This window comes from Nocardioides sp. LML1-1-1.1, from assembly GCF_040676175.1.
In the GTDB taxonomy this organism is placed as follows: Bacteria; Actinomycetota; Actinomycetes; order Propionibacteriales; family Nocardioidaceae; genus Nocardioides.
In genome coordinates, this window is the sequence record NZ_JBEGHK010000001.1 from 183251 (window position 1) to 204798 (window position 21548).

A 21548-nucleotide genomic window follows, 5' to 3' on the forward strand; every position below is an offset into this window, starting at 1 on the left:
CATCGGATCACCGCGCTGGAAAGGAGTTTGCCCCCGCCGGGCGCGGCACTAGGTTCGGCACGTGGGAATCCCCGTCGTCACGCCGCCCCTGCCCCTGCGCACCGAGCGGCTGGTGCTGCGCACCGTGCGGCCCGGGGACCGCGCCGCGATCGGCGCCTACTGCGCGGACCCGGAGGTCACCCGCTACCTGCCCTTCCCCGCCCTCGACGAGGAGGGCCTGGACGGGCGGATGGAGCGGATGCTCGGCGGCACGGCGCCGGCCGAGGTCGGCGAGATGCTCTCCCTGGCCGTCGAGCACGAGGGCACGCTGGTGGGCGACCTGATGCTGCGCCTCTCCGCCGCCCACGGACCGGACCTGCCGCCGTCGATCGCCGAGCTGGGCTGGGTCTTCGCACCGTCGTACGCCGGCCGGGGGTTCGCCACGGAGGCGGCCCGGGCGCTGGTGGACCTGGCCTTCACCGCCTACCCCCTGCACCGTCTGATCGCCCAGCTCGACCCGCGCAACACCGCCTCGGCGCGGCTGTGCGAGCGGCTCGGGATGACCCACGAGGCGCACACCCGCGAGGACTACCCCGACCGGGACGGCGGGTGGAGCGACACCGCGGTCTACGGGCTGCTGCGCCGCGAGTGGGAGGCCGCGCGGGCCTAGCCGCTCAGCCCTCGCGCTCGACCGTCATCGTGCGGTCCCCGAACCGCACCTCGTCGCCGGCCAGCAGCGTGCTCGGTCGGCCGGCGGTGAGCGCCTTGGACATGCCGCGGCGCACGACGTAGGAGCCGTTGGTCGAGCCGCGGTCCATCACGACCAGGGCGCCGTCGGGCGCGACCTGGAACTGGGCGTGGGTCTTGGACAAGGACATGTCCGAGGAGCGCAGCGGGACGACGTGCCGGACCGGCTCGCCCGGCCGCGGCTCGGGGCGCCGGCCGACCAGGGCCAGGCCCTCGACGACGAACTCCTCGCCCGTGTCGAAGGCGACCTTCCAGCGCACGGCCGGCCCGGTCGCCGGCGGGGCGGCGGACGGCGGCTCCGCCGAGGGGCGGATCCGGGTCTGCTCGACGGGCGGGCGAGGCGCCACGGGGTCGGGCGCGCGGTGGGCGCCGCCGGCCGGGGCGGGTGCGGGAGCCGGCGCCGGCGCCGGCGGGGCGGGGGCCGGCGTGGGGGCCGGCGGCGTGGGGGCCGGTGCGGGGGCTGGTGCGGAGGGCGCGGGAGCCGGCAGGGCCGGGGCCGGCGGCGCGGGCGCCGGGACCGAGGCGCGCACCGGGGTGGGCGCCGGCTGCGGCGTCGGGGTCGGGACCGAGATGACCTGCTCCGGCGGCGCGACCGGCATCAACCGCATCGCGGTCAGGTTGACGATCTGCTGCGGCCGGTCGTCGGCGACGTCGTCGATGAGCGGCACCGGGCGGACGTCGACGACCGAGGCGTCGCCGATCCGGTCGTGCAGGCCGCGGCGCTCGCGGGTCGGGTCGGCCGCCACCGTCCAGGCCAGCGTCGCCAGCCCCATCCCGATGGTGGGCAGGCCCGCGACACCGAGGACGGCGTAGCGGCCCAGGGCGGGGCCGACCCCGATCGACCGGCCGTCGGAGCGGCGCACCACCCGCAGCCCGGCGAACGCCTTGCCGGGCGTGACCCCGGTGCTCCCGACGAGCACCGCGAGCACGATCCCGATCAGCACGTCGCAGCCCAGGGCGACCAGGATCGCGACGGCCGCGCTGGTGCCGGCGAGCTCCCACACGGCGTACCCGACGGCGGCGGAGACGCCCCACGCCAGCAACCGGTCGATCACGAACGCCGTGAACCGGCGGTCGAGCTCGGCGGCCGGGAAGAGCACCGGCTCGGCGGCGGACGGGAGGACGTGGGACATGGCAGGGGGCTCCGAGTAGCGGCCGGTCAGGGCCGGGTGACCTGGATGGTGATCCCGTCGCCGAGGTTGATGATCGCGCCGGGGATCAGCTGGACCGCGATGCCGGGCTTGAGGTCCTCGGGCCCGAGGCCGGGCTGGACGAGCACGGTGCCGTTGGTCGATCCCATGTCGGTGACGACCGCGGTGCCGTGGTCGGCACCGGTGCCCGGGCGGATCTCGATGTGCGTGGAGGAGATCTCGTGCAGGCGGCTGGGGACGGTGACCAGCGTCGGCTGCTCGGAGGAGGTGAACCGGCGGGCCTCGGGTGCGCGGCCCACGAGCACCGCGCGGTCGACGACGACGGTCTGGCCGTCGGAGACGAGCAGCTTCGCCACCGGCTGGGTGACCGCCGGCGCCGGGGGCTGGCCGGGGATGCCCGGAGCCGCGGGGGCGGGCACGCCGGGGCCGGCACCCGTGATCGTCTGGCCGTCGTGGTCCGGGTCGAACGCAGCGGGCTCCGGCGCGGCCGGCGCCCCACCGACGGGCTCCCAGGAGCCGACCGGCAGCGGCGGGGCGTCGACGACACCGGGCGCGGACGGCGGCGGGGGCGGCACCCAGCCCGCGGCGGGCGGGACCTCGGTCGGCAGCGACGGCACCGCGGGGGTGTCCGGGTCGGCGTCGAGGCCGGTCGCGGGCTCGGACCCACCCTCCACGCCGGTCTCGCGCTCGGCCTCCCCCTCGGCCTCGGGCTCGGCCTCGGGCTCGGCGGGCTGCTCGGCGGGGCTGTCCCACGGGGTCACCCAACCGTCGGGGGTCGCGGACGGCGGGGCCGGCGGGGTGGGCGGCAGCGGCGGCACCGGCGGGACCGGCGGGACGGGCGGCACGGACGGGACCGGCGGGAGCGGGTCGCTCAGCGGGTCACCGACGACCTCCATCACCTCGGTCGCCGGGCTGTCGTCGAGCGGGGACGCCTCCTCGATGGGCTCGATGGGCTCGATGGGCTCGACGGGCTCCTCGACCGCGGGCTCGGGCTCGACGACCGGCGGGACGGTGGGCTCGTCGGGCAGGCCCTCGGGAACGGCCTCCTCGGCCAGCACGTCGATCGCTTCCACCGGCTCGGCGGCCAGGGGCGCGGGCTCCGGCTCGGAGGCGACCGGGACGGCCGCGGCAGTCGGCGCAGCGACCGCGGGGCGGTCGATCCGCGCCACCCGGACCAGGCCGGTGACGATCGGCAGGTCGGCCGACCCCTCGGCCTCCTCGGCCTCCTCGGCCGGCGGCAGCTGCACGGTGAGGCCGGTGACGCCCTCGACGGAACGCTCTACCCAGGTGTGGCTGGCCGAGCCGTCGAGCGCGACCTCCTCCTCGGCGGTGGTCAGCGCGGCGGTGACGCCCTGGCCGCGCAGCAGCACCCGGGTCGGGCCGGCGTCGGTGCTCACCAGGACGAAGCCCGGGATCCGGCTCAGGCCCGAGGCGAGCAGGCCGTCGAGCACCTCGTCGAAGGCCGCGCCACCGTCGACCAGCGCCCAGAGGGCGACGACCTGGTCCTTCTGGGAGGCGGGCAGCAGCACGGTGGCGTTCGTACCGAAGACGGCGAACCAGTCGCCGGTGCGGTAGGACCAGGCGCCGGACGTGCCGGTCGCGGTCTCGCTCATGGCAGGGCTCCCAACTTCTGCTCGAGGCTCAGCCGTTGCGCGTCGGCGTCGTACGGCTCGGTGTGGACCAATCCCACCACATCGACGACGACAGCCGTCGCGTTGTCGTGCCCGCCGGCCGCGACGGCAGCCGCCACGACCTTCTCGGCGGCGTCGCGCGGATCCTCGTGGTCGGCGAGGATCGCGCCGATCTGCTCGTCGTCGAGCATGCCGCTGACGCCGTCGGAGCACAGCAGCAGCCGCTCGGCGGCGGCGAGCGGCAGCAGGAAGTAGTCGGCCTCGCCGCTCACCCCGCCAGGGAGCGCCGATCCCCCGAGGGCGCGGGTGATGACGTTGCGGTTGGGGTGGACCGCCGCGGCGGCCTGGCTGATCTCGCCGGCCTCGACGAGCTCCTGGACCAGGCTGTGGTCGACGCTGACCTGCTCCAGCTCGCCCTCGTTGAAGCGGTAGATGCGCGAGTCGCCCACGTTGGCCAGCAGCCAGACCGGCCCGGACACGGAGTCGGCGAGCAGCGCGACCACCGCCGTGGTGCCGGCGGAGAAGTCGGCGTCCGCGCCGTTGGCCCGCTGCTCGGTGTCGAAGGCCAGGATCCGCTCCTGGACGGCGTGCAGGGTGGCCGCGACGACCTCCGCGCCGTGCTCGGCGTCGTAGCCCTCGCTGGCGAGCCGGGCGAACTCCTCCACCACGATCGCGCTCGCGACATCACCCCGGTCGTGCCCGCCCATGCCGTCGGCGACGACGAAGACGGGCGGGTCGGCGAGGTAGGAGTCCTCGTTGGCCTCCCGGACCCGGCCGACGTCCGTCGCGGCGCCGTGGTGCAGCTCGACCTTGCGGACCTCGGTCATGCGACCCGGTCCCCCGGTACGTTGTGCTGCGTGGGAGCAGGACCGAACGGGCACCGGTCGTTGGCCGACCAGCTGCGGTCGTGGCCCGACGAGCGGCTCCAACGCCTGCTCACTGATCGTCCCGACCTCGCCACTCCTGCCCCTCACGACTTCGGTCAACTCGCCTCCCGCGCCGCGGTGAGGAATTCGGTGGCACGCGCACTGGACGGCCTCACCCGAGGCGAGCTCTCCGTGCTTGATGCCCTGGTGGTGGCCGGCCAAACCAACGAATCCGAACTGGTCCCGCTGGTCGCCGCCGACCCCGCTTTCGTGGTCGAGACCGTACGCCGTCTGCTCGACCTCGCGCTCGCCTGGGAGTCCCCCGAGGGCCTGCGCGCGCTCAGCGTGGTCGGCGACAGCATGGTCGGCGGCGCCGAGGCCGGGGTCAGCGGGCTGCGGCCGCGCTCGGCCGACCCGCGCCCCGCCACGGAGCTGCTGGCCGTGATCGAGACGCTGCCGCCGGCCGCGCGGGCGCTGCTCGACCACGTCGTCGACGGCGGCAGCACCGCGAAGTCCGGCTCCGCCCGGATCGGCCTGCGCCCCGAGGACGCCGAGTCACCGGCCGAGCTCCTCATCGCGCACCGGCTGCTCGTGCCGGCGGGCTCGCTCTCGCCCGGGCTGCTCAGCGTGCCCGGGGAGGTCGGCCTCGCGCTCCGGGGCGGCCGTACGACGACCGAGCCCGTCGACCGGCCGCCCGCCGTCGCCGCCGAGCCCCGCCCGGCCCGGCTCGCGGTGAGCGCGGCCGTGGGCGCGGCGACCGACGTCGTACGACGGGTGGGGGTGCTGCTCGAGTGGTGGTCCACCCGCCCGGCCGCGGCGCTGCGCACCACCGGCCTCGGGGTGCGCGAGCTGCGCGCGACCGCCGCGCACCTGCAGGTCAGCGAGCCGGAGGCCGCGCTGGTCGTCGAGGTCGCGGCCGAGGCCGGCCTGGTCGGGACCCGCGCGGACGCCGACGGCAACCCGGTGTGGGTGCCGACCGACGAGTCCGACCGGTGGCGCGACCTGCCCACCGCCGAGCAGTGGACGGTGCTCGCCCGTGCCTGGCTCGCCAGCCCCCGGCTGCCGTCGTTGGTCGGCGAGCGCGGACCGGACCAGAAGCCGTGGAACGCGCTGAGCCCCGAGCTGTCCGCCGCCGGGATGCCCGAGGCGAAGGCGATGGTGCTCGCCGCGCTCGCGGCACTGCCCGAGGGCGAGGGCCTGGCCGCCGGCACCGGGCTGCCCTCGCTGGTCGCACGCCTCGGCTGGGACCGGCCGCGCCGGCCGCGCACCCGGCCGGACCTGGTCGCGTGGGCGGTGGGCGAGGCGGCCGTCCTCGGGCTGACGGGGGCGGACGTGCTGGCGCCGTACGGCCGTGCGCTGGTGGCCGGCGAGGACCCGACCCCCGTGCTCGCGGCCCTGCTGCCGCCGCCCGTGGACCACGTGCTGCTCCAGGCCGACCTCACCGCGGTCGCGCCGGGCCCGCTGCAGCCCGACCTCGCCCGCCGGCTCCAGCAGGTCGCCGACGTAGAGTCCCAGGGCGCGGCCACGGTCTACCGCTTCACCGCCGACTCCGTACGACGCGCGCTGGACGCCGGCTGGACCACCGCCGAGGTGCACGCCTTCGTGACCGCGGCCTCGCGCACGCCGGTCCCCCAGCCGCTGACCTACCTCGTCGAGGACGTCGCCCGCGGCTTCGGCCGGCTCCGGGTCGGCGCGGCCACCGCGTTCATCCGCTCCGAGGACGAGGTCGCGCTCGCCGAGCTCGTCAACCACCCGCGCGCCGGCAGCCTCGGCCTCCAGTGGCTCGCCCCGACCGTGCTGGTCTCCTCGCTGCCGCTCGACGTGCTGCTCCCCCGCCTGCGCGAGCTCGGCACGGCGCCCGTCGTCGAGGGCCCGGACGGCGTCGTCCGGGTGGGGGCGAGCGAGGGCCTGCGCGCGCGCACCCCGCGCACCCGTGAGACCGCCGACGGCGCCCGCGCCGCGGCCCGCCAGGCCGCGCACGTCGCGGCCGCCGTGCGGACGATCCGCCAGGGCGACGAGGACGCCCGCACCCGGCCGCCCTCGGCCTCCGCCCCCGGGGGCGGGGTGCTCTCCGCGCTGCGCGACGCCGTCGAGCGGCGCGGTGCGGTCCTGATCGGCTTCACCGACAACCAAGGCGTCGTCAGCGAGCGTGCCGTCCGCCCGCTCGTCGTCGACGGCGGTCAGCTCACCGCGCGCGACCTGGACGCGGACGACGACGACCCGGACGCGGAGCGGCGCTACGCGGTGCACCGGATCACCCGGGTCGTCCCCACCGGCACGTAGGATCTCTGGGTGACCGAGGGACCTCTGATCGTGCAGTCCGACAAGTCGCTGCTGCTGGAGGTCGACCACGAGCAGGCCGCGGAGTGCCGCAAGGCCATCGCGCCGTTCGCCGAGCTGGAGCGCTCGCCGGAGCACATCCACACCTACCGGCTGACCCCGCTCGGGCTCTGGAACGCCCGCGCCGCCGGCCACGACGCCGAGCAGGTCGTCGACACCCTGCTGACCTACTCGCGCTACCCGGTCCCGCACGCGCTGCTCGTCGACGTCGCGGAGACGATGTCGCGCTACGGCCGGCTGCGCCTGGAGAAGCACCCCACGCACGGGCTGGTGCTCGCCTCCAACGACCGGCCGGTGCTGGAGGAGGTGCTGCGTGCCAAGAAGGTCGCCGGCATGCTCGGCAACCGGATCGACGACGACACCGTCGCCGTCCACCCGTCCGAGCGCGGCAACCTCAAGCAGGCGCTGCTCAAGCTCGGCTGGCCCGCCGAGGACTACGCCGGGTACGTCGACGGCGAGGCCCACCCGATCGACCTCGCCCAGGACGGGTGGGCCCTGCGTGCCTACCAGGCCGAGGCGGCCGAGTCGTTCTGGCACGGCGGCTCCGGCGTCGTCGTGCTGCCCTGCGGGGCCGGCAAGACGATCGTCGGCGCGGCCGCGATGGCGGAGGCTCGCGCGACCACGCTGATCCTGGTGACCAACACCGTGAGCGCCCGGCAGTGGAAGGACGAGCTGGTGCGTCGTACCTCCCTGACGGAGGACGAGATCGGTGAGTACTCCGGCACGGTCAAGGAGATCCGCCCGGTCACCATCGCGACGTACCAGGTGGTGACGACCAAGCGGAAGGGCGTCTACCCGCACCTGGAGCTGTTCGACGCCCGCGACTGGGGTCTCATCGTCTACGACGAGGTGCACCTGCTGCCCGCGCCGATCTTCCGGATGACCGCCGACCTGCAGGCGCGTCGCCGCCTGGGCCTGACCGCCACGCTGGTCCGCGAGGACGGGCGCGAGGGCGACGTGTTCTCCCTCATCGGCCCCAAGCGGTACGACGCCCCGTGGAAGGACATCGAGGCGCAGGGCTGGATCGCGCCGGCCGACTGCATCGAGGTGCGGGTCTCGCTGCCCGACGCCTCCCGGATGGCGTACGCGACCTCGGAGCCGGAGGAGCGCTACCGCCTGGCGGCGTGCACACCGGAGAAGGTGAAGGTCGTGCGCGACCTCGTCGACCGGCACCGCGGGCAGCCGACCCTGGTGATCGGGCAGTACCTCGAGCAGCTCGAGGAGCTCGCCACCGCGCTGGACGCCCCCGTCATCACCGGGCAGACCCCGGTCAGGGAGCGGCAGCGGCTCTTCGACGCGTTCCGCTCCGGCGAGGTCGGCCTGCTGGTGGTCTCCAAGGTCGCGAACTTCTCCATCGACCTGCCCTCGGCCGAGGTCGCGATCCAGGTCTCCGGGTCGTTCGGCTCGCGCCAGGAGGAGGCGCAGCGCCTCGGCCGCCTGCTGCGGCCCGGCGAGCCCGGTCCCGACGGGGAGCGCAAGGTCGCGCACTTCTACACGATCGTCTCGCGCGACACCGTGGACGCGGAGTTCGCCCAGAACCGGCAGCGGTTCCTGGCCGAGCAGGGCTACGCCTACCGGATCATCGACGCGGAGGACCTCTCAGCGGGCCAGGTCTGAGGGGACGACGGTGACCTCGAAGGGGACGGTCGCTGACCACTCCTCGTCGCCGCCGACCGCTGCGAGGGCTGCGTAGCGGCCCTCGCGTAGTTCCCAGGCGGTCATCGAGACGTCGTCGTCGGCGTCGCCCGGATCGACCACCCAGTACGACGCCACGCCGGTGCGCTCGTAGAGCCGCTTCTTGCGCACCAGGTCGAGGCTGCGGGTGCTGGGCGAGAGGATCTCGACCGCCAGCAGCGGTGCGGTGGCGAGTCCACGCTCGCCGAGCGCGCTCTCGTCGAACACGATCAGGTCGGGCTCGACGACCGAGTGCTCCTCGAGCTGCACGTCGAGCGGGGCGAAGAGCACCATCAGGCCCGGCGGGCAAGCATCGTCGAGCAGGCGGAACAGGCGCGCGAGCACCACCTGGTGCCGGGAGCGGGGCGAGGGCGCCACGACGATCTCACCCTCGATCAGCTCGTACCGGTTGCCGTCGTCCGGCATCCGGTCGAGGTCCTCGCGCGTCAGCATCTCCACCGCGGCCATGCTGCCCATGGTGCCTTGCGACGCAGCGGAGCGCGAGGAAGGAGCGCTCCGCGTGGGCGTCGAAAGATCGAGCAAGCGGCACGACCGAGCTTGCGAGGTCGCGTCGGCGCGTCGAGATCCGTCGCTGGTCGCGGCGGACTCGTCCACCGCGACCAGATCGGCACTCACGCCGCGACGACCCCCTCCTGCGTCGCCTCCAGCGCCCGTTCGAGGATCTCGGTGACCCTGCCGACCGGGGTGACGGTCAGTGCGGCGAGGATCTCCTCGGGCACGTCGTCGAGGTCCGGGCGGTTGCGCTCGGGGATGAACACCTCGGCGACACCGGCCCGCTGCGCGGCGAGCAGCTTCTGCTTCACCCCGCCGATCGGCAGCACCCGGCCGGACAGGGTGACCTCGCCGGTCATCGCGATGTCCGAGCGGACCGGGCGACCGGTCAGCAGGGAGACCAGCGCGGTGACCATGGTGACACCGGCCGACGGCCCGTCCTTGGGCACGGCGCCCGCCGGGAAGTGCACGTGGATCGACTGCTCGAAGGCCGCGGCCGGGATGCCCAGCTCGCCGGCGTGCGAGCGCACCCACGACAGCGCGATCCGTGCCGACTCCTTCATCACGTCACCGAGCTGGCCGGTGACGGTCAGGCCGGCCTCCCCCGCGGCGGCGGACGTCTCGACGTACAGCACGTCACCGCCCATGCCGGTCACGGCGAGGCCGGTCGCGACGCCGGGGACGGAGGTCCGCTCCTCGACGTCCGGGGTGAAGCGCGGCCGCCCGATCAGGTCGACGAGCCCGTCGACGTCGATGTCGACCCGCTCCACCGCACCGGACGCCAGGCGCGCGGTCGCCTTGCGGAAGGCCTTGGCGAGCAGCCGCTCCACCTGGCGCACGCCGGCCTCCCGGGTGTAGTTGGCCGCGATCTCGCGCAGCGCCGCGTCGCTGATGCTCACCTCGTCGGCGCTCAGCGCGGCCCGCTCCAGCTGGCGCGGGACCAGGAAGTCGCGGGCGATCGCGACCTTGTCCTCCTCGGTGTAGCCGTCGATCGAGACCAGCTCCATGCGGTCCAGCAGGGCGGGCGGGATCGAGCCGATGTCGTTGGCCGTGGCGATGAAGAGCACGTCGGACAGGTCCAGGTCGAGCTCGAGGTAGTGGTCGCGGAAGGTGTGGTTCTGTGCAGGGTCGAGCACCTCCAGCAAGGCCGCCGCGGGGTCGCCGCGGTAGTCGGAGCCGACCTTGTCGACCTCGTCGAGCAGCACGACCGGGTTCATCGAGCCGGCCTCCTTGATGGCGCGGACGACGCGACCGGGCAGCGCGCCGACGTACGTCCGCCGGTGGCCGCGGATCTCCGCCTCGTCGCGCACGCCGCCGAGCGCGACCCGGACGAACTTCCGCCCGAGCGCACGGGCGACGGACTCACCGAGCGAGGTCTTGCCGACGCCCGGAGGCCCCGCCAGCAGCACCACGGCGCCGGAGCCCCGTCCACCGACGACCTCCAGCCCGCGCTCGGCGCGGCGGGCGCGGACGGCGAGGTACTCGGTGATCCGGTCCTTCACCTCGTCCAGCCCGTGGTGGTCGGCGTCGAGCACCGCCCGGGCGGCGATGACGTCGGTGTCGTCCTCGGTCGTGACGTTCCACGGCAGGTCCAGGACGGTGTCCAGCCAGGTCCGGATCCAGCCGGCCTCGGGGTTCTGCTCGCTGGAGCGCTCCAGCTTGTCGACCTCGCGCAGCAGCGCCTCACGCACGGCGTCCGGGACGTCGGCCGCCTCCACCCGGGCGCGGTAGTCGTCGCTGCCCTCGGGGTCGCCCTCGCCGAGCTCCTTGCGGATCGCGGCGAGCTGCTGGCGCAGCAGGAACTCGCGCTGGTTCTTCTCCAGCGACTCCCGCACGTCGGCGTCGATCTTGTCGCTGACCTCGGACTCGGCGACGAAGTCGCGGGTCCACTCGACGAGCAGCCGCAGCCGCTCGGCGACCTCGGGCGTCTCCAGGAGCTGGCGCTTGCGGTCCTCCGACAGGTACGGCGCGTAGCCCGCCGTGTCGGCCAGCGCCGCGGGGTCCTCGATCCGGGTCACCTGGTCGGCGACCTGCCATGCCTCGCGGCGCTGCAGCAGCCCGACCACGAGCTTGCGGTAGTCCTCCGCGAGCGCCCGCACGTCGTCGTCCACCACGCCGCCGTCGGCCTCCTCGACCTCGACCCACAGGGCCGCGCCGGGACCGGACACACCGCTGCCGATGCGGGCGCGCCCGCCGGCCTTGAGGACCGCCGCCGGCTCACCCGCGGCGAAGCGGCCCACCTTCTCGACGCTCGCCACGACGCCGTACGACGCGTAGCGGTCCTCCAGCCGCGGCGCGACCAGGACACGGGCGCTCTCGCCGGTGTCGCGGGCGGCCAGCTGCGCGGCGTCGATGGCGGCACGGGCGGGCTCGTCGAGCTCGACCCGTACCACCATCCCGGGCAGCACCACCACGTCGGAGAGGAACAGCACTGGGAGGTTGATCGGGTTCGTCATGCCCGCTCAATGCATCGCCGACCGGCGATGTTCCGGCGTTCGCCGACGGCGAACCGGGGAACTTCCCTCAGACCTCGAACGTGCCGCCGCTGCGCCAGTAGACGTCGTCCTCGCGGGTCAGGAAGCCGTCGTCGACCAGGTAGCGGCGCAGCGCCGCGTGGTCGGGGTGGATCTCCTTGAGGATCGCGTCGACCTCGCGCCAGTCGTAGCGACGCCCCGGCTCGAACCGCTGCGCGATCCGGTCGAGCACCACGCGCCGCTTGAGGTGGCGGGTGGGCAGGTCGAGCAGCCGGCCCTCGGGGGTGAAGAACCGTCTCAGCGTCTGCCGCTCGTCGCTCACGAGTCCCTTGCCACCAGCGCGAACGCGGCTCAGGCCTCGACGTCCTCGGCGAACTGCTCGTGGTTGCGGATGACCTCCGCGATGATCACGTTCAGGATCGACTCCGCGAAGTGCGGGTCCAGCCCCGAGCTCTCCGCCATCGACCGCAGCCGCGCGATCTGCACCGCCTCGCGGGCGGGGTCGGCGGGCGGCATCCCGGCACGGGCCTTGAGCCGGCCGACGGTCTCGGTGCACTTGAACCGCTCGGCCAGCAGGTGCACCAGCGCGGCGTCGAGGTTGTCGATGCTCGACCGGAGTCGGTGGAGCTCGGCCCGGGCTTCGTCTGCGCTCACACCCCGAATCCTGCCCTACCGCCGGGCGTCTCGACGACGGCGACCGCTCCGCAGCGCTCCAGCTCGGCGCACAACCACTGCGCCGCCTCCTCCGAGCGGACGACGAAGCGGGCCGGCTCCCGGTCCAGTTCGGTCTTCACCGGGACCAGGCCGAGCCCGGTCGCGCCGCGGACGGCCTTGACCACCTCGATCCACCGGCTGCCGACGACATCGATGCGGACGACCGGGCCGGCCGAAGGGTCCTGGCTGACCGGTGGCCGGCCGTCGCGGACGAAGGCACCCAGCGCGACGGTCACCGCGAAGGTCGTGACCACGAACGCGAGCACCGCGCTCCACCACTGGTCCACCCAGCCGTCCAGCACCCAGCAGGCCGCGACGACCACGATGCAGAACGCGACGGTCCGCAGCCCCCTCCACAGCATGCGCCGATCCTAGGATCCGAGCACACCCCCCGACGAGAGGACCCGCATGAGCGAGCAGGTGCTGTACACGCTCGACCCCGACGAGCAGCCGACCCACTGGTACAACATCGTGGCCGACCTGCCGACGCCGCCGCCCCCGCCGCTGCACCCGGGCACCCGCGAGCCGGTCGGGCCCGACGACCTGGCGCCGCTCTTCCCGCCGGAGCTGATCGCGCAGGAGGTCACCACCGAGCGGTACGTCGAGATCCCGGAGCCGGTCCTCGACGTCTACCGCCAGTACCGCCCGAGCCCCCTCTACCGCGCCCGCCGCTGGGAGCAGGCGCTCGGCACGAGCGCCCGGATCTACTACAAGTACGAGGGCGTCTCGCCGGCCGGCTCGCACAAGGTCAACACCGCGGTCCCGCAGGTCTACTACAACAAGGTCAACGGCATCACCCGGCTCACCACCGAGACCGGCGCCGGCCAGTGGGGCACCGCCCTGTCGTACGCCGCCGCGCTGTTCGGCGTGAGCTGCGAGGTGTGGCAGGTGGGCCACTCCTTCGACACCAAGCCGCAGCGCCGCACGCTGATCGAGGTGTTCGGCGGCACGGTGCACCGCTCCCCCAGCCGGCTCACCGAGTCCGGAAAGGCGTTCGCCGAGGACCACCCCGGCTCGCTGGGCATCGCGATCTCCGAGGCGGTCGAGGTGGCGGCCCAGGACGACGCGGCGAAGTACGCCCTCGGCTCCGTGCTCAACCACGTCCTGCTGCACCAGAGCGTGATCGGCGAGGAGGCGCTGCGCCAGCTCGCGAAGGCCGGCGAGACCGGCGCCGACCTGGTCGTCGGCTGCGCGGGCGGCGGGTCCAACTTCGCCGGGCTCGCGTTCCCCTTCCTGCGCGAGAAGCTCGCCGGCAACCAGGCGCCGCGGATCCTCGCCGTCGAGCCGAGCTCGTGCCCGACGCTGACCCGCGGCGAGTACCGCTACGACTTCGGCGACACCGCCGGACTCACCCCGCTGATGAAGATGCACACCCTCGGCCACGACTTCGTCCCCTCGCCGATCCACGCCGGCGGGCTGCGCTACCACGGCATGGCGCCGCTGGTCTCGCACGCGGTGGACCAGGGGCTGATCGACGCGGTCGCCCTGCACCAGAACGAGTGCTTCGACGCGGCGGTCGAGTTCGCCCGGACCCAGGGCGTCGTCCCGGCTCCCGAGTCGTCCCACGCCCTGGCCCAGGTACGACGCGAGGCGCTCGCCGCCGCGGAGACGGGAGCCGAGCCGGTGATCGTCGTCGGCCTGTCCGGCCACGGCCTGCTGGAGCTCGGCGCCTACGCGACGTACCTCTCCGGCAGCCTGGAGGACGACCCGCTGTCCGACGAGGCGCTCGCCGAGGCGCTGGCGAACGTGCCGGTGGTCTGAGGCCGTGCCCGTCACCGTCCGTCCCGCGACGGCCGCCGACGTCGACGGTATCGTCGCCGTGGGGCACGCCGCCTGGCCGCCGGCGTACACGGCGGTGGCGGGCGCGGACTACGTCCGCCGCGGGCTCGCCCAGTGGTGGTCCGTCGACCACATCGCCCAGGCCGTCGCCGACGGGCTCGCCCTGGTCGCGGTCGACGGGCCGCGGGTGGTGGGCGTGGCGACGTACTCCCTCGACGGGGACGTGGTCGACGTCTGGAAGCTCTACGTGCTGCCCTCGGAGCAGGGCCGGGGCATCGGCCGGGCCCTGCTCCGGGCGGTGGCCGAGGGCCCCGGCGCCGACGCCGGCGCGATCCGGCTCGCGCACCTGGCGGGCAACGCTCCGGCGCGGGCGTTCTACGAGCGGCAGGGCTTCACCGAGACGCACCGGACGACCAACGACGAGGGCGGCCCGGATCACGTGTGGCTGCGGCTATCCCTGCGGAAATAGCGCGCGCAAGGCATTTCCGGCGACGTAGCGTCCTCGATCGGCCCGCACCCGGCGGGCCCTCGTCACGAGAAGGGCCACGACGCAGGACACCACGATGGACAAGATCACCCCGAAGCTCCTCAGCTGGGCTTCCATCCTCGAGCAGGGCACCCGCGAGCAGGCGATGACCACGGCGAGCATGCCGTTCATCCACCCGCACCTCGCGCTGATGCCCGACGCCCACCTGGGCCTGGGTGCGACGGTGGGCTCGGTCATCCCGACCCTCGGCGCGATCATCCCGGCCGCGGTCGGCGTCGACATCGGCTGCGGCATGATCGCCGTCCGGACCCAGTACGTCGCCGAGGAGCTGCCCACCGACCGGCGCCCGCTGCGCGAGGCCATCGAGCGGGCCGTCCCGCTCTCGGCCGGCGCCGCCAACCGCAAGATCTCCCGCGAGCACACCGTCCGCCGGATCGCCGAGCTCACCGAGTCCGCCGAGCGGGCCGGCTTCGACCCGGGCCGCTACGCGAAGCAGTGGGAGCTGCAGCTGGGGACCCTCGGGTCGGGCAACCACTTCATCGAGGTGACGGTCGACGAGCAGCGCCGGGTGTGGCTGTTCCTGCACTCGGGCTCGCGCGGGGTCGGCAACCGGATCGCGCAGCACCACATCACGATCGCTCGCGACCTGTGCGAGAAGTGGTGGGTCCCGCTGCCGGACGAGGACCTCGCCTACCTGGCCGAGGGCACCGACGAGTTCTGGGCCTACATCCGCGAGATGCGGTGGGCGCAGCACTACGCGCTGCTCAACCGCGAGGAGATGATGGACCGCGTGGTCCGCCAGTTCGCGGAGTGGGTGGGCCTCGGCTCGGCCGACGAGGTCGAGCGGGTCGAGGAGATCAACTGCCACCACAACTACACCGAGCAGGAGCACCACTTCGGCCGGGACGTGTGGCTCTCCCGCAAGGGCGCGATCAACGCCGAGCGCGGCCGGCCGGGGCTGATCCCGGGCTCGATGGGGACGGCGTCGTACGTCGTCAGCGGGCTCGGCAACCCCGTCGCGCTCAATTCGGCGCCGCACGGCGCGGGGCGGGAGTACTCCCGCTCCAAGGCCCGCCGGACGTTCACCCGCGACCAGCTGCGGGAGGCGATGGTGGGCATCGAGTACCGCGACACCGACGCGTTCATCGACGAGATCCCGGCGGCGTACAAGGACATCGACCGGGTGATGGCCGACGCGGCCGACCTCGTCGAGGTCCGGCACACGCTGCGCCAGGTCGTGAACGTCAAGGGCGACTGATCGGCACCCGTCGGTGACAGGGGCCGGGGCGGTCGGTTTGAATGGACGCATGGAGGACGACCATCCCGACCTGCCCTGGCCCCTGAGCGGGGCCGACGCCCTGCGCGCGGAGCTGCTCGCGGCGTACGACGACCCGAGCCGCGGCCACCACAGCGTCCGCCACCTGCGCGAGGTGCTCACCCGGCTCGACGAGCTGGCCAGCGCCGGCGCCGGCTTCGACCGGACCCCGGTGCAGCTGGCCGCCTGGTTCCACGACGCGGTCTACGACGGCGAGCGCGACGCCGAGGAGCGCTCCGCGTCGTGGGCCGAGGAGGCGCTGGCACCGCTCGTGGACGCGACCACCCTGGCCGAGGTGGTGCGCCTGGTGCGGCTCACCGAGCACCACCGCCCCGAGGCCGACGACGCCAACGGCTGCGCGCTGAGCGACGCCGACCTGTCCATCCTGGCGGCGCCGCCCGAGCGCTACGAGGAGTACGTCGCGGCGGTCCGCACGGAGTACGCCCACCTGCCCGACGAGGTGTTCGCCGCCGGCCGGGCCGACGTGCTGCAGCAGCTCGCCGCGAAGCCGCAGCTCTTCCACACCGAGCACGGCATCGCGTCCTGGGAGGCGCCGGCGCGCAACAACATCGCCGCCGAGCTGGAGAAGCTGCGGCCCTCGCGCTGAGGCGCCGCCCGGTTGGTCGCGGCACGCACAATGGGGCCGTGGACGACAGCGTGATCTACACCGCACGAGCGCAGGTGCTGGCCGACCTGGCCGCCCGCGCACTCGACACGCCGGCGTCGGTGACCCTGCTCGAGGACGCCTGCTCCGAGCGCCGGTGGTGGTTGGCCCAGTGGGCCGAGGGCGCGCCGTACATCGCGGGACTGATCGCCCAGGACGTCCAGGACGCGCTGGCCGACCAGTTCGGTCGCGACCAGCGCGACGGCCTGTGGCCGGTGTGCTCACGCTGCGAGAAGGGGCCCGTGCACGCGCTGCACGTGGACCCGGACCTCGGCGGCCCGGACCCGCAGTGGGTGTGCGAGGAGACCGGCACGCCGGTGGCCCCGCTCGGGCACCTGGCCGACATCGGCGCCTAGCGGGATCCGAACACCTGTTCGATCGGTGCGCTAGGCTGGGGCCATGTCGGTGGACTTCCAGAGCAGCCTGTTCGACGCCCCGGCCGCCGACCGGGCGAGCACCCTCGAGCGTCGCCCGCTGAGCAGCGGCGCCTGGGTGGACGTGGCGCGCAACTGGCTGCCCGAGGCCGACGAGGTGTTCGCGACGCTGGTCGCCGAGGTGCCCTGGCGCGCGGAGCGGCGGGCGATGTACGACCGGGTCGTCGACGTGCCGCGGCTGGTGCACACCTACGTCATCGGCGACGACCTGCCGCACCCGCGGCTGACCGCGGCCCGCGACGAGCTCAGCGCCCACTACGCCGCCGAGCTCGGCGAGCCGTTCCGCACGGCCGGCTGCTGCTTCTACCGCGACGGGCGCGACAGCGTCGCCTGGCACGGCGACACCATCGGCCGCGGCTCCACGCACGACACGATGGTCGCGATCATCTCGCTCGGCGACCCGCGCCGGCTGCACCTGCGCCCGCGCGACCCCGAGCGGCGCGCGGAGGCGTTCGCGGTGGAGATGGGCCACGGTGACCTGGTCGTCATGGGCGGGTCCTGCCAGCGCACCTGGGAGCACGCCGTGCCCAAGGTGGCCGTTGCCGGCCCGCGGATCTCGGTGCAGCTCCGGCCGCTGAACGTCTTCTAGGCCTGCTCCGCCAGCTCGTCCAGCGAGCGGACCACGCAGAACTCGTTGCCCTCGGGGTCGGCGAAGGTCACCCAGCCGGAGCCCGGGCCGTGGATGCCGCGATGGTCCGCGACCTCGGCGGCGCCGTACTCGCGCAGCCAGGCGATCTCCTCGTCCCGCGTGCGCTCACGCGGGCGCAGGTCGAGGTGCACCCGGTTCTTCACGGTCTTGGCGTCGGGGACCTCGACGAACAGCAGCTGGTGGCCGGTCTCGGGGTCGCGGATCATGCACTCGACGTGGCCGGGCAGGTTCGGGTCGCCGTCGAGGTCGACGTAGCCGAGCACCGGCTTCCACCACTCCGAGAGCTCGTAGGCGTTCGCGCAGTCGAAGGTGGTGTGCGAGACGAACGACGCCACGGGCTCAGTCCGTCCCGTGCGCCGCGACGAAGGCGAGGATCTGCTCGGACAGCTCGGGACGGCACACGATGACGTCGGGCAGGTAGACGTCGGCCTGGTTGTAGACCAGCTCGCTGCCGTCGACCCGCGACGTGAACAGGCCGGCCGCTCGGGCGACGGCGACCGGTGCGGCCGAGTCCCACTCGTACTGCCCGCCGGCGTGCACGTAGGCGTCCGCCACGTCACGCACGACCGACATCATCTTCACCCCGGCCGAGCCCATCGGCACCAGCTCGGCGTCCAGCTCCTTCGCCAGCGCCTCCACGAAGGCCGGCGGCCGGGTGCGCGAGACCGCGATCCGCGGCCGGCTCGACGTGCGGGGAGGTACGACGGGCGGCGTCCCGGTGGTGAACGTCTCCCCCAGCTCGGGCTGGGCCACCGCACCCGCGACCAGCGTGCCGGCCTGCCACAGCGCGACGTGCACCGCCCAGTCGTCGCGCGGCGGCTCGGAGAACTCCCGGGTGCCGTCGAGCGGGTCGACGATCCACACCTTCTCGGCCGTGAGCCGGGCGTCCTTGTCGGCGGCGCTCTCCAGCGCCTCCTCCGAGAGCACCGCGTCGTCGGGACGGTAGGTCGCCAGCAGGTCGGTGAGGAGCAGGTGCGCGGCGCGGTCGCCGGCGTCCTTGAGCTCCTTGCCCTCCAGGCCCTCGCCGCGGACCTCCAGCAGCCGGCGCCCGGCGGCCTCGGCCAGCCAGGCGGCGAAGAGGTGGTCGTCGGAGACGACGTCGGGGGCGGGGGCACCAGGCTCGAAAGTCACCCGGTCACCCTAGCGACGCGCGGCCGGCCCGCGCGGGACGGTGCCGGCCCGGAGCCGGAGGAAGCGAGGAACGAGCGCCTGGAGGCGGAGGGAGGCACCGTCCCGCGCGCCGGTGGGCTTGCCGCCAGGCGGCCGCGGGACCTACGCGACTCGACTGCGAGCGCGGCAGCGCGGCGCGAGGGACGAGCGACGCGCTCGCGCCATCAGGAGTTGAAGCGCTGCTGGGTCCGATCCAGGCCGTCGGCGATCAGGGACTCCACGGCGTCGGCGGCGGAGTCGACCTGGAAGGGCAGCTCCTTGCGCTCGGTCGTCGAGTAGTTCGACAGCACGAAGTCGGCGACCTCCTGGCGCCCGGGCGGGCGGCCGATGCCGGCCCGCACCCGGAAGAAGTCGCCGGTGCCGAGGGAGGAGCGCATCGACTTGAGGCCGTTGTGGCCGTTGTCGCCGCCGCCCTTCTTGATGCGCAGCGTGCCGAAGTCGATGTCGAGCTCGTCGTGGATCGCGATCACCCGCTCGGCGGGCACCTTGTAGAACGTGGCGAGCGCCTTGACCGGGCCGCCGGACTCGTTCATGTACGAGCGGGACTTCGCCAGCACCACCCGCGGGGCGGGGACACCGGGGGCGCCGAGCCGGCCCTCGACGACGTCGGCCCGGCCGGACTTGTGGGCGCGGAAGGTGGCGCCGATGCGGCGGGCCAGCTCGTCGACGACCAGGTAGCCGATGTTGTGCCGGTGGCCGGCGTACGACGTCCCGGGGTTGCCGAGACCCACGACGAGCCACACGTCGGCGTCGGTCACGTCATCGCTCCAGGGGTGCTCGGCGGGAGATGCGGAGCTCCCCGGCGCGGAGGACCGCGCCGGGGAGATCAGTCGGCCCAGGAACCACCTGAGCCGGCTGAGGGTCACTCGCTGTCGCCATCCTCGGCGGCCTCGTCGGACGCGGCCTCGGGCTCGTCCTTCTCGATGCCGGCCTCGGCCTCGGCCTCCTCCAGCTCGGCCTCGAGGGCCTCGGCGGTGGGCGCGGCGGTCACGTTGACGACGAGGGTCTCGGCGTCGGTGAGCAGGGTGGTGCCGGACGGCAGCTCGATCTGGCTGGCGAGGAACTGGGTGCCGGCCTCGGCGCCCTCGACGGAGATCTCGAACTGCTCGGGGATGTGGGTGGCCTCGGCCTCGACCTGGACGGTCGCGTTCTCGGTGACGACCAGGGTCTCCGGGGCGGCGTCGCCGACGGTGACGACCGGGACGTCGACGGTGACCTTCTCGCCGCGCTTCACCGCGACGAAGTCGACGTGCTCGAGCACGCGGCGGACCGGGTCGACCTGGACCTGCTTGGTCAGCGCGAGCTGCGCGTCGCCGTCGATGTCGAGCTCGAGCAGGGCGTTCGCGCCGCCGTGCTTGATCGCCATCATGGTGTCGTGACCCGGCAGGGTGAGGTGGATCGGCTCGTTGCCGTGGCCGTAGACGACGGCGGGGATCTTGTGCTCGCGGCGGATGCGGCGGGCGGCGCCCTTGCCGAACTCGGTGCGCAGCTCGGCCTTGATCTTCTCGGTGCTCATGGGGAATCTCCTGGGTTCGTCGGGGCGGTGCGCGGCCGCGGAAGAGGAAACGCCGCGCTTCCCTGGCCCGATGACCGGCAGGCGCGCGGCGTCGTACGAGACGAACCGGCCCAGTCGATCACGGAGTCACAGAAGCGGGAGCTCCCTCGCCGAGGCAACCGGGAGAGACTACCCAACCCGGGGCACTCGAAGAAAATCCGGAGCGGGTCTTTATACGGGTTTATACTTCTGGGAAGTATAAAGATGTATCAACCCCGGGAGACCCCATGTCCCGCAACCCGTACACCCCCGGCCAGGTCCCCCGGATCCTCGCCGGGCGCACGGTCGAGCTGCGTCGCATCGAGAGCCTGCTCGCGCGCGTGGTCACCTTCGGCGAGCTCGGCGGGCCGCTGCTCGTCTTCCACGCACCCCGCGGCATCGGCAAGACCTCGCTGCTGCGGGCCGGGCAGCAGCGCGCGGCGGAGTCCGGCTTCGTCACGGCGTGGGTGGCCTGCAGCCGCCAGCAGCCGGTGCTCGCCGAGGTGGCGCACAGCATCGGCCGCGCGCTGGAACGCGCGGACGCCGTACCGTCCGGGGCGGCGGGCCAGCGCTGGCGCGGCCAGCTGGAGCGGCTGACCGTGGAGGTCGGCGTCCCCGGCGCGCGGGTCTCCGCCCAGGTCGCGCGGCGCGAGGACGCGGCGCCGCCGCACGCGGCCATCGGGATGCTGGAGAACCTGCTGCACGACGCCGCCGCGGCCGTGCGGCAGCGGGGCGGGGCGGGGCTGCTGCTCCTGCTCGACGAGCTGCACACCGCCTCCGCCGACGAGATGTCGGTGCTCCTCAACACCCTGCAGAACCTCGACGGCGAGCGCGCCGACAACCCGCTCGCGGTGGTCGCCGCCGGCCTGCCGGTCACCCCCGAGGCGCTCACCCGGGCCGCGACCTTCGGCGAGCGCAGCACCTACATCTCGCTCGACGTCCTGTCCGACGACGACGCGCGGGCCGCCTTGGTCGGGCCCGCGCGGGCCGAGGGCGTCGGGTGGTCAGCGGCCGCGCTCGCGGCCATCGTCGAGGAGTCGCACGGCTACCCGTACCTGCTGCAGCTCCTCGGCAGCACCACCTGGGAGGCCGCCGAGCCCGCCGACGGCGAGCAGCTCACGCTCACCGCCGTCAAGCGCGGCCTGCCCGTCGCCCGCGACCAGCTCGCCGCCATGCACCGCGCCCGCTGGGGCGCGGCGTCCCGCCTGGACAAGCAGTTCCTCAGCGCGATGGCCGCCGCCGGCGACGGCAACGTCACCCGGGCCGCGATCGCCGCCGGGATGGGCGTCGACTCCCGCGCGATCAGCGTCCCGCGGGAGCGGCTGATCGACCGCGGCGTGATCGAGCCGGTGGGGCACGGGCTGGTCCGCTTCACCCTGCCGGGCTTCGGCGCGTTCGTCCGCTCCCTCGACGAGGAGTGAGGAGCA

22 protein-coding genes are annotated in these 21548 nt (G+C 74.2%); 10 read left to right on the plus strand and 12 right to left on the minus strand.

Annotation, left to right across the window (positions count from 1 at the left end; all coding sequences use genetic code 11):
• Nucleotides 1-61 precede the first annotated feature (61 nt).
• Nucleotides 62-649: a GNAT family N-acetyltransferase gene (locus MRBLML1_RS00855; RefSeq protein ID WP_364510022.1), complete on the plus strand. Its 588-nt coding sequence runs from the start codon at nt 62-64 to the stop codon at nt 647-649.
• Between the two features lie 4 nt (nt 650-653).
• Here MRBLML1_RS00855 and MRBLML1_RS00860 read toward each other — a convergent pair whose 3' ends face one another.
• The 3 genes from MRBLML1_RS00860 to MRBLML1_RS00870 are packed head-to-tail and all read right to left on the minus strand — an operon-like array spanning nt 654 to nt 4335.
• The gene (locus MRBLML1_RS00860; RefSeq protein WP_364510025.1) at nt 654-1859 is read right to left on the minus strand and encodes an RDD family protein; all 1206 of its coding nucleotides are present in this window, start codon (nt 1857-1859) and stop codon (nt 654-656) included.
• Nucleotides 1860-1885: 26 nt separating this feature from the next.
• Nucleotides 1886-3490, minus strand: a complete 1605-nt coding sequence (locus tag MRBLML1_RS00865; protein ID WP_364510027.1) for an FHA domain-containing protein — start codon at nt 3488-3490, stop codon at nt 1886-1888.
• The gene (locus MRBLML1_RS00870; RefSeq protein ID WP_364510030.1) at nt 3487-4335 is read right to left on the minus strand and encodes a PP2C family protein-serine/threonine phosphatase; all 849 of its coding nucleotides are present in this window, start codon (nt 4333-4335) and stop codon (nt 3487-3489) included. The genes MRBLML1_RS00865 and MRBLML1_RS00870 overlap by 4 nt, the downstream gene beginning before the upstream one ends.
• A 189-nt stretch (nt 4336-4524) precedes the next feature.
• Here MRBLML1_RS00870 and MRBLML1_RS00875 point away from each other — a divergent pair, with 189 nt between their 5' ends.
• Together MRBLML1_RS00875 and MRBLML1_RS00880 are read left to right on the plus strand one after the other, a co-directional pair.
• A complete protein-coding gene (locus MRBLML1_RS00875; RefSeq protein ID WP_364510033.1) occupies nt 4525-6657 on the plus strand; it encodes a helicase-associated domain-containing protein in 2133 nt (710 codons plus the stop codon).
• 9 nt (nt 6658-6666) lie between these two features.
• Nucleotides 6667-8331 (plus strand): DNA repair helicase XPB, encoded by a 1665-nt coding sequence (locus tag MRBLML1_RS00880; RefSeq protein WP_364510035.1) that lies wholly within the window; start codon nt 6667-6669, stop codon nt 8329-8331.
• Here MRBLML1_RS00880 and MRBLML1_RS00885 read toward each other — a convergent pair.
• From MRBLML1_RS00885 to MRBLML1_RS00905, 5 genes are all read right to left on the minus strand, one after another.
• Complete coding sequence (locus MRBLML1_RS00885; RefSeq protein WP_364510038.1) at nt 8314-8856, minus strand: Uma2 family endonuclease; 543 nt, start codon at nt 8854-8856, stop codon at nt 8314-8316. The genes MRBLML1_RS00880 and MRBLML1_RS00885 overlap by 18 nt on opposite strands.
• Before the next feature lie 164 nt (nt 8857-9020).
• Complete coding sequence (gene lon / locus MRBLML1_RS00890; protein ID WP_364510041.1) at nt 9021-11357, minus strand: endopeptidase La; 2337 nt, start codon at nt 11355-11357, stop codon at nt 9021-9023.
• Between the two features lie 67 nt (nt 11358-11424).
• Nucleotides 11425-11697 (minus strand): DUF2087 domain-containing protein, encoded by a 273-nt coding sequence (locus tag MRBLML1_RS00895; protein ID WP_364510044.1) that lies wholly within the window; start codon nt 11695-11697, stop codon nt 11425-11427.
• Nucleotides 11698-11726: 29 nt separating this feature from the next.
• On the minus strand, nt 11727-12029 hold the full coding sequence (locus tag MRBLML1_RS00900; protein WP_364510047.1) for a chorismate mutase: 303 nt from the start codon (nt 12027-12029) through the stop codon (nt 11727-11729).
• A complete protein-coding gene (locus MRBLML1_RS00905; RefSeq protein ID WP_364510049.1) occupies nt 12026-12451 on the minus strand; it encodes a ribosomal protein L7/L12 in 426 nt (141 codons plus the stop codon). The genes MRBLML1_RS00900 and MRBLML1_RS00905 overlap by 4 nt, the downstream gene beginning before the upstream one ends.
• Before the next feature lie 46 nt (nt 12452-12497).
• Here MRBLML1_RS00905 and MRBLML1_RS00910 point away from each other — a divergent pair, with 46 nt between their 5' ends.
• The 6 genes from MRBLML1_RS00910 (at nt 12498) to MRBLML1_RS00935 (ending at nt 17357) form a co-directional block, all read left to right on the plus strand.
• Nucleotides 12498-13850 (plus strand): TrpB-like pyridoxal phosphate-dependent enzyme, encoded by a 1353-nt coding sequence (locus MRBLML1_RS00910; protein WP_364510052.1) that lies wholly within the window; start codon nt 12498-12500, stop codon nt 13848-13850.
• A 4-nt stretch (nt 13851-13854) separates the two neighbouring features.
• Nucleotides 13855-14337: a GNAT family N-acetyltransferase gene (locus tag MRBLML1_RS00915; protein WP_364510054.1), complete on the plus strand. Its 483-nt coding sequence runs from the start codon at nt 13855-13857 to the stop codon at nt 14335-14337.
• A gap of 94 nt (nt 14338-14431) precedes the next feature.
• Nucleotides 14432-15613, plus strand: coding sequence for an RtcB family protein (locus MRBLML1_RS00920; protein ID WP_364510057.1), 1182 nt, complete (start codon nt 14432-14434; stop codon nt 15611-15613).
• A 49-nt stretch (nt 15614-15662) separates the two neighbouring features.
• Nucleotides 15663-16277: a hypothetical protein gene (locus MRBLML1_RS00925; protein ID WP_364510060.1), complete on the plus strand. Its 615-nt coding sequence runs from the start codon at nt 15663-15665 to the stop codon at nt 16275-16277.
• A gap of 38 nt (nt 16278-16315) precedes the next feature.
• Nucleotides 16316-16690, plus strand: coding sequence for a hypothetical protein (locus tag MRBLML1_RS00930; RefSeq protein WP_364510062.1), 375 nt, complete (start codon nt 16316-16318; stop codon nt 16688-16690).
• Nucleotides 16691-16733: 43 nt separating this feature from the next.
• Entirely contained in the window at nt 16734-17357 is a 624-nt protein-coding gene (locus tag MRBLML1_RS00935; RefSeq protein WP_364510065.1) for an alpha-ketoglutarate-dependent dioxygenase AlkB, read from the plus strand.
• On the opposite strand, the gene MRBLML1_RS00940 is transcribed toward MRBLML1_RS00935, so the two are convergent.
• The 4 genes from MRBLML1_RS00940 to MRBLML1_RS00955 form a co-directional block, all read right to left on the minus strand.
• On the minus strand, nt 17354-17752 hold the full coding sequence (locus MRBLML1_RS00940; protein WP_364510068.1) for a VOC family protein: 399 nt from the start codon (nt 17750-17752) through the stop codon (nt 17354-17356). The genes MRBLML1_RS00935 and MRBLML1_RS00940 overlap by 4 nt on opposite strands.
• Nucleotides 17753-17756: 4 nt before the next feature.
• Nucleotides 17757-18548 (minus strand): 3'(2'),5'-bisphosphate nucleotidase CysQ, encoded by a 792-nt coding sequence (locus MRBLML1_RS00945; RefSeq protein ID WP_364510070.1) that lies wholly within the window; start codon nt 18546-18548, stop codon nt 17757-17759.
• 203 nt (nt 18549-18751) lie between these two features.
• A complete protein-coding gene (pth, locus tag MRBLML1_RS00950) occupies nt 18752-19345 on the minus strand; it encodes an aminoacyl-tRNA hydrolase (RefSeq protein WP_364510073.1) in 594 nt (197 codons plus the stop codon).
• A 104-nt stretch (nt 19346-19449) separates the two neighbouring features.
• Nucleotides 19450-20103, minus strand: coding sequence for a 50S ribosomal protein L25/general stress protein Ctc (locus tag MRBLML1_RS00955; RefSeq protein WP_364510076.1), 654 nt, complete (start codon nt 20101-20103; stop codon nt 19450-19452).
• Between the two features lie 266 nt (nt 20104-20369).
• Here MRBLML1_RS00955 and MRBLML1_RS00960 point away from each other — a divergent pair, with 266 nt between their 5' ends.
• Entirely contained in the window at nt 20370-21542 is a 1173-nt protein-coding gene (locus MRBLML1_RS00960) for an ATP-binding protein (RefSeq protein ID WP_364510079.1), read from the plus strand.
• Nucleotides 21543-21548: the final 6 nt, after the last annotated feature.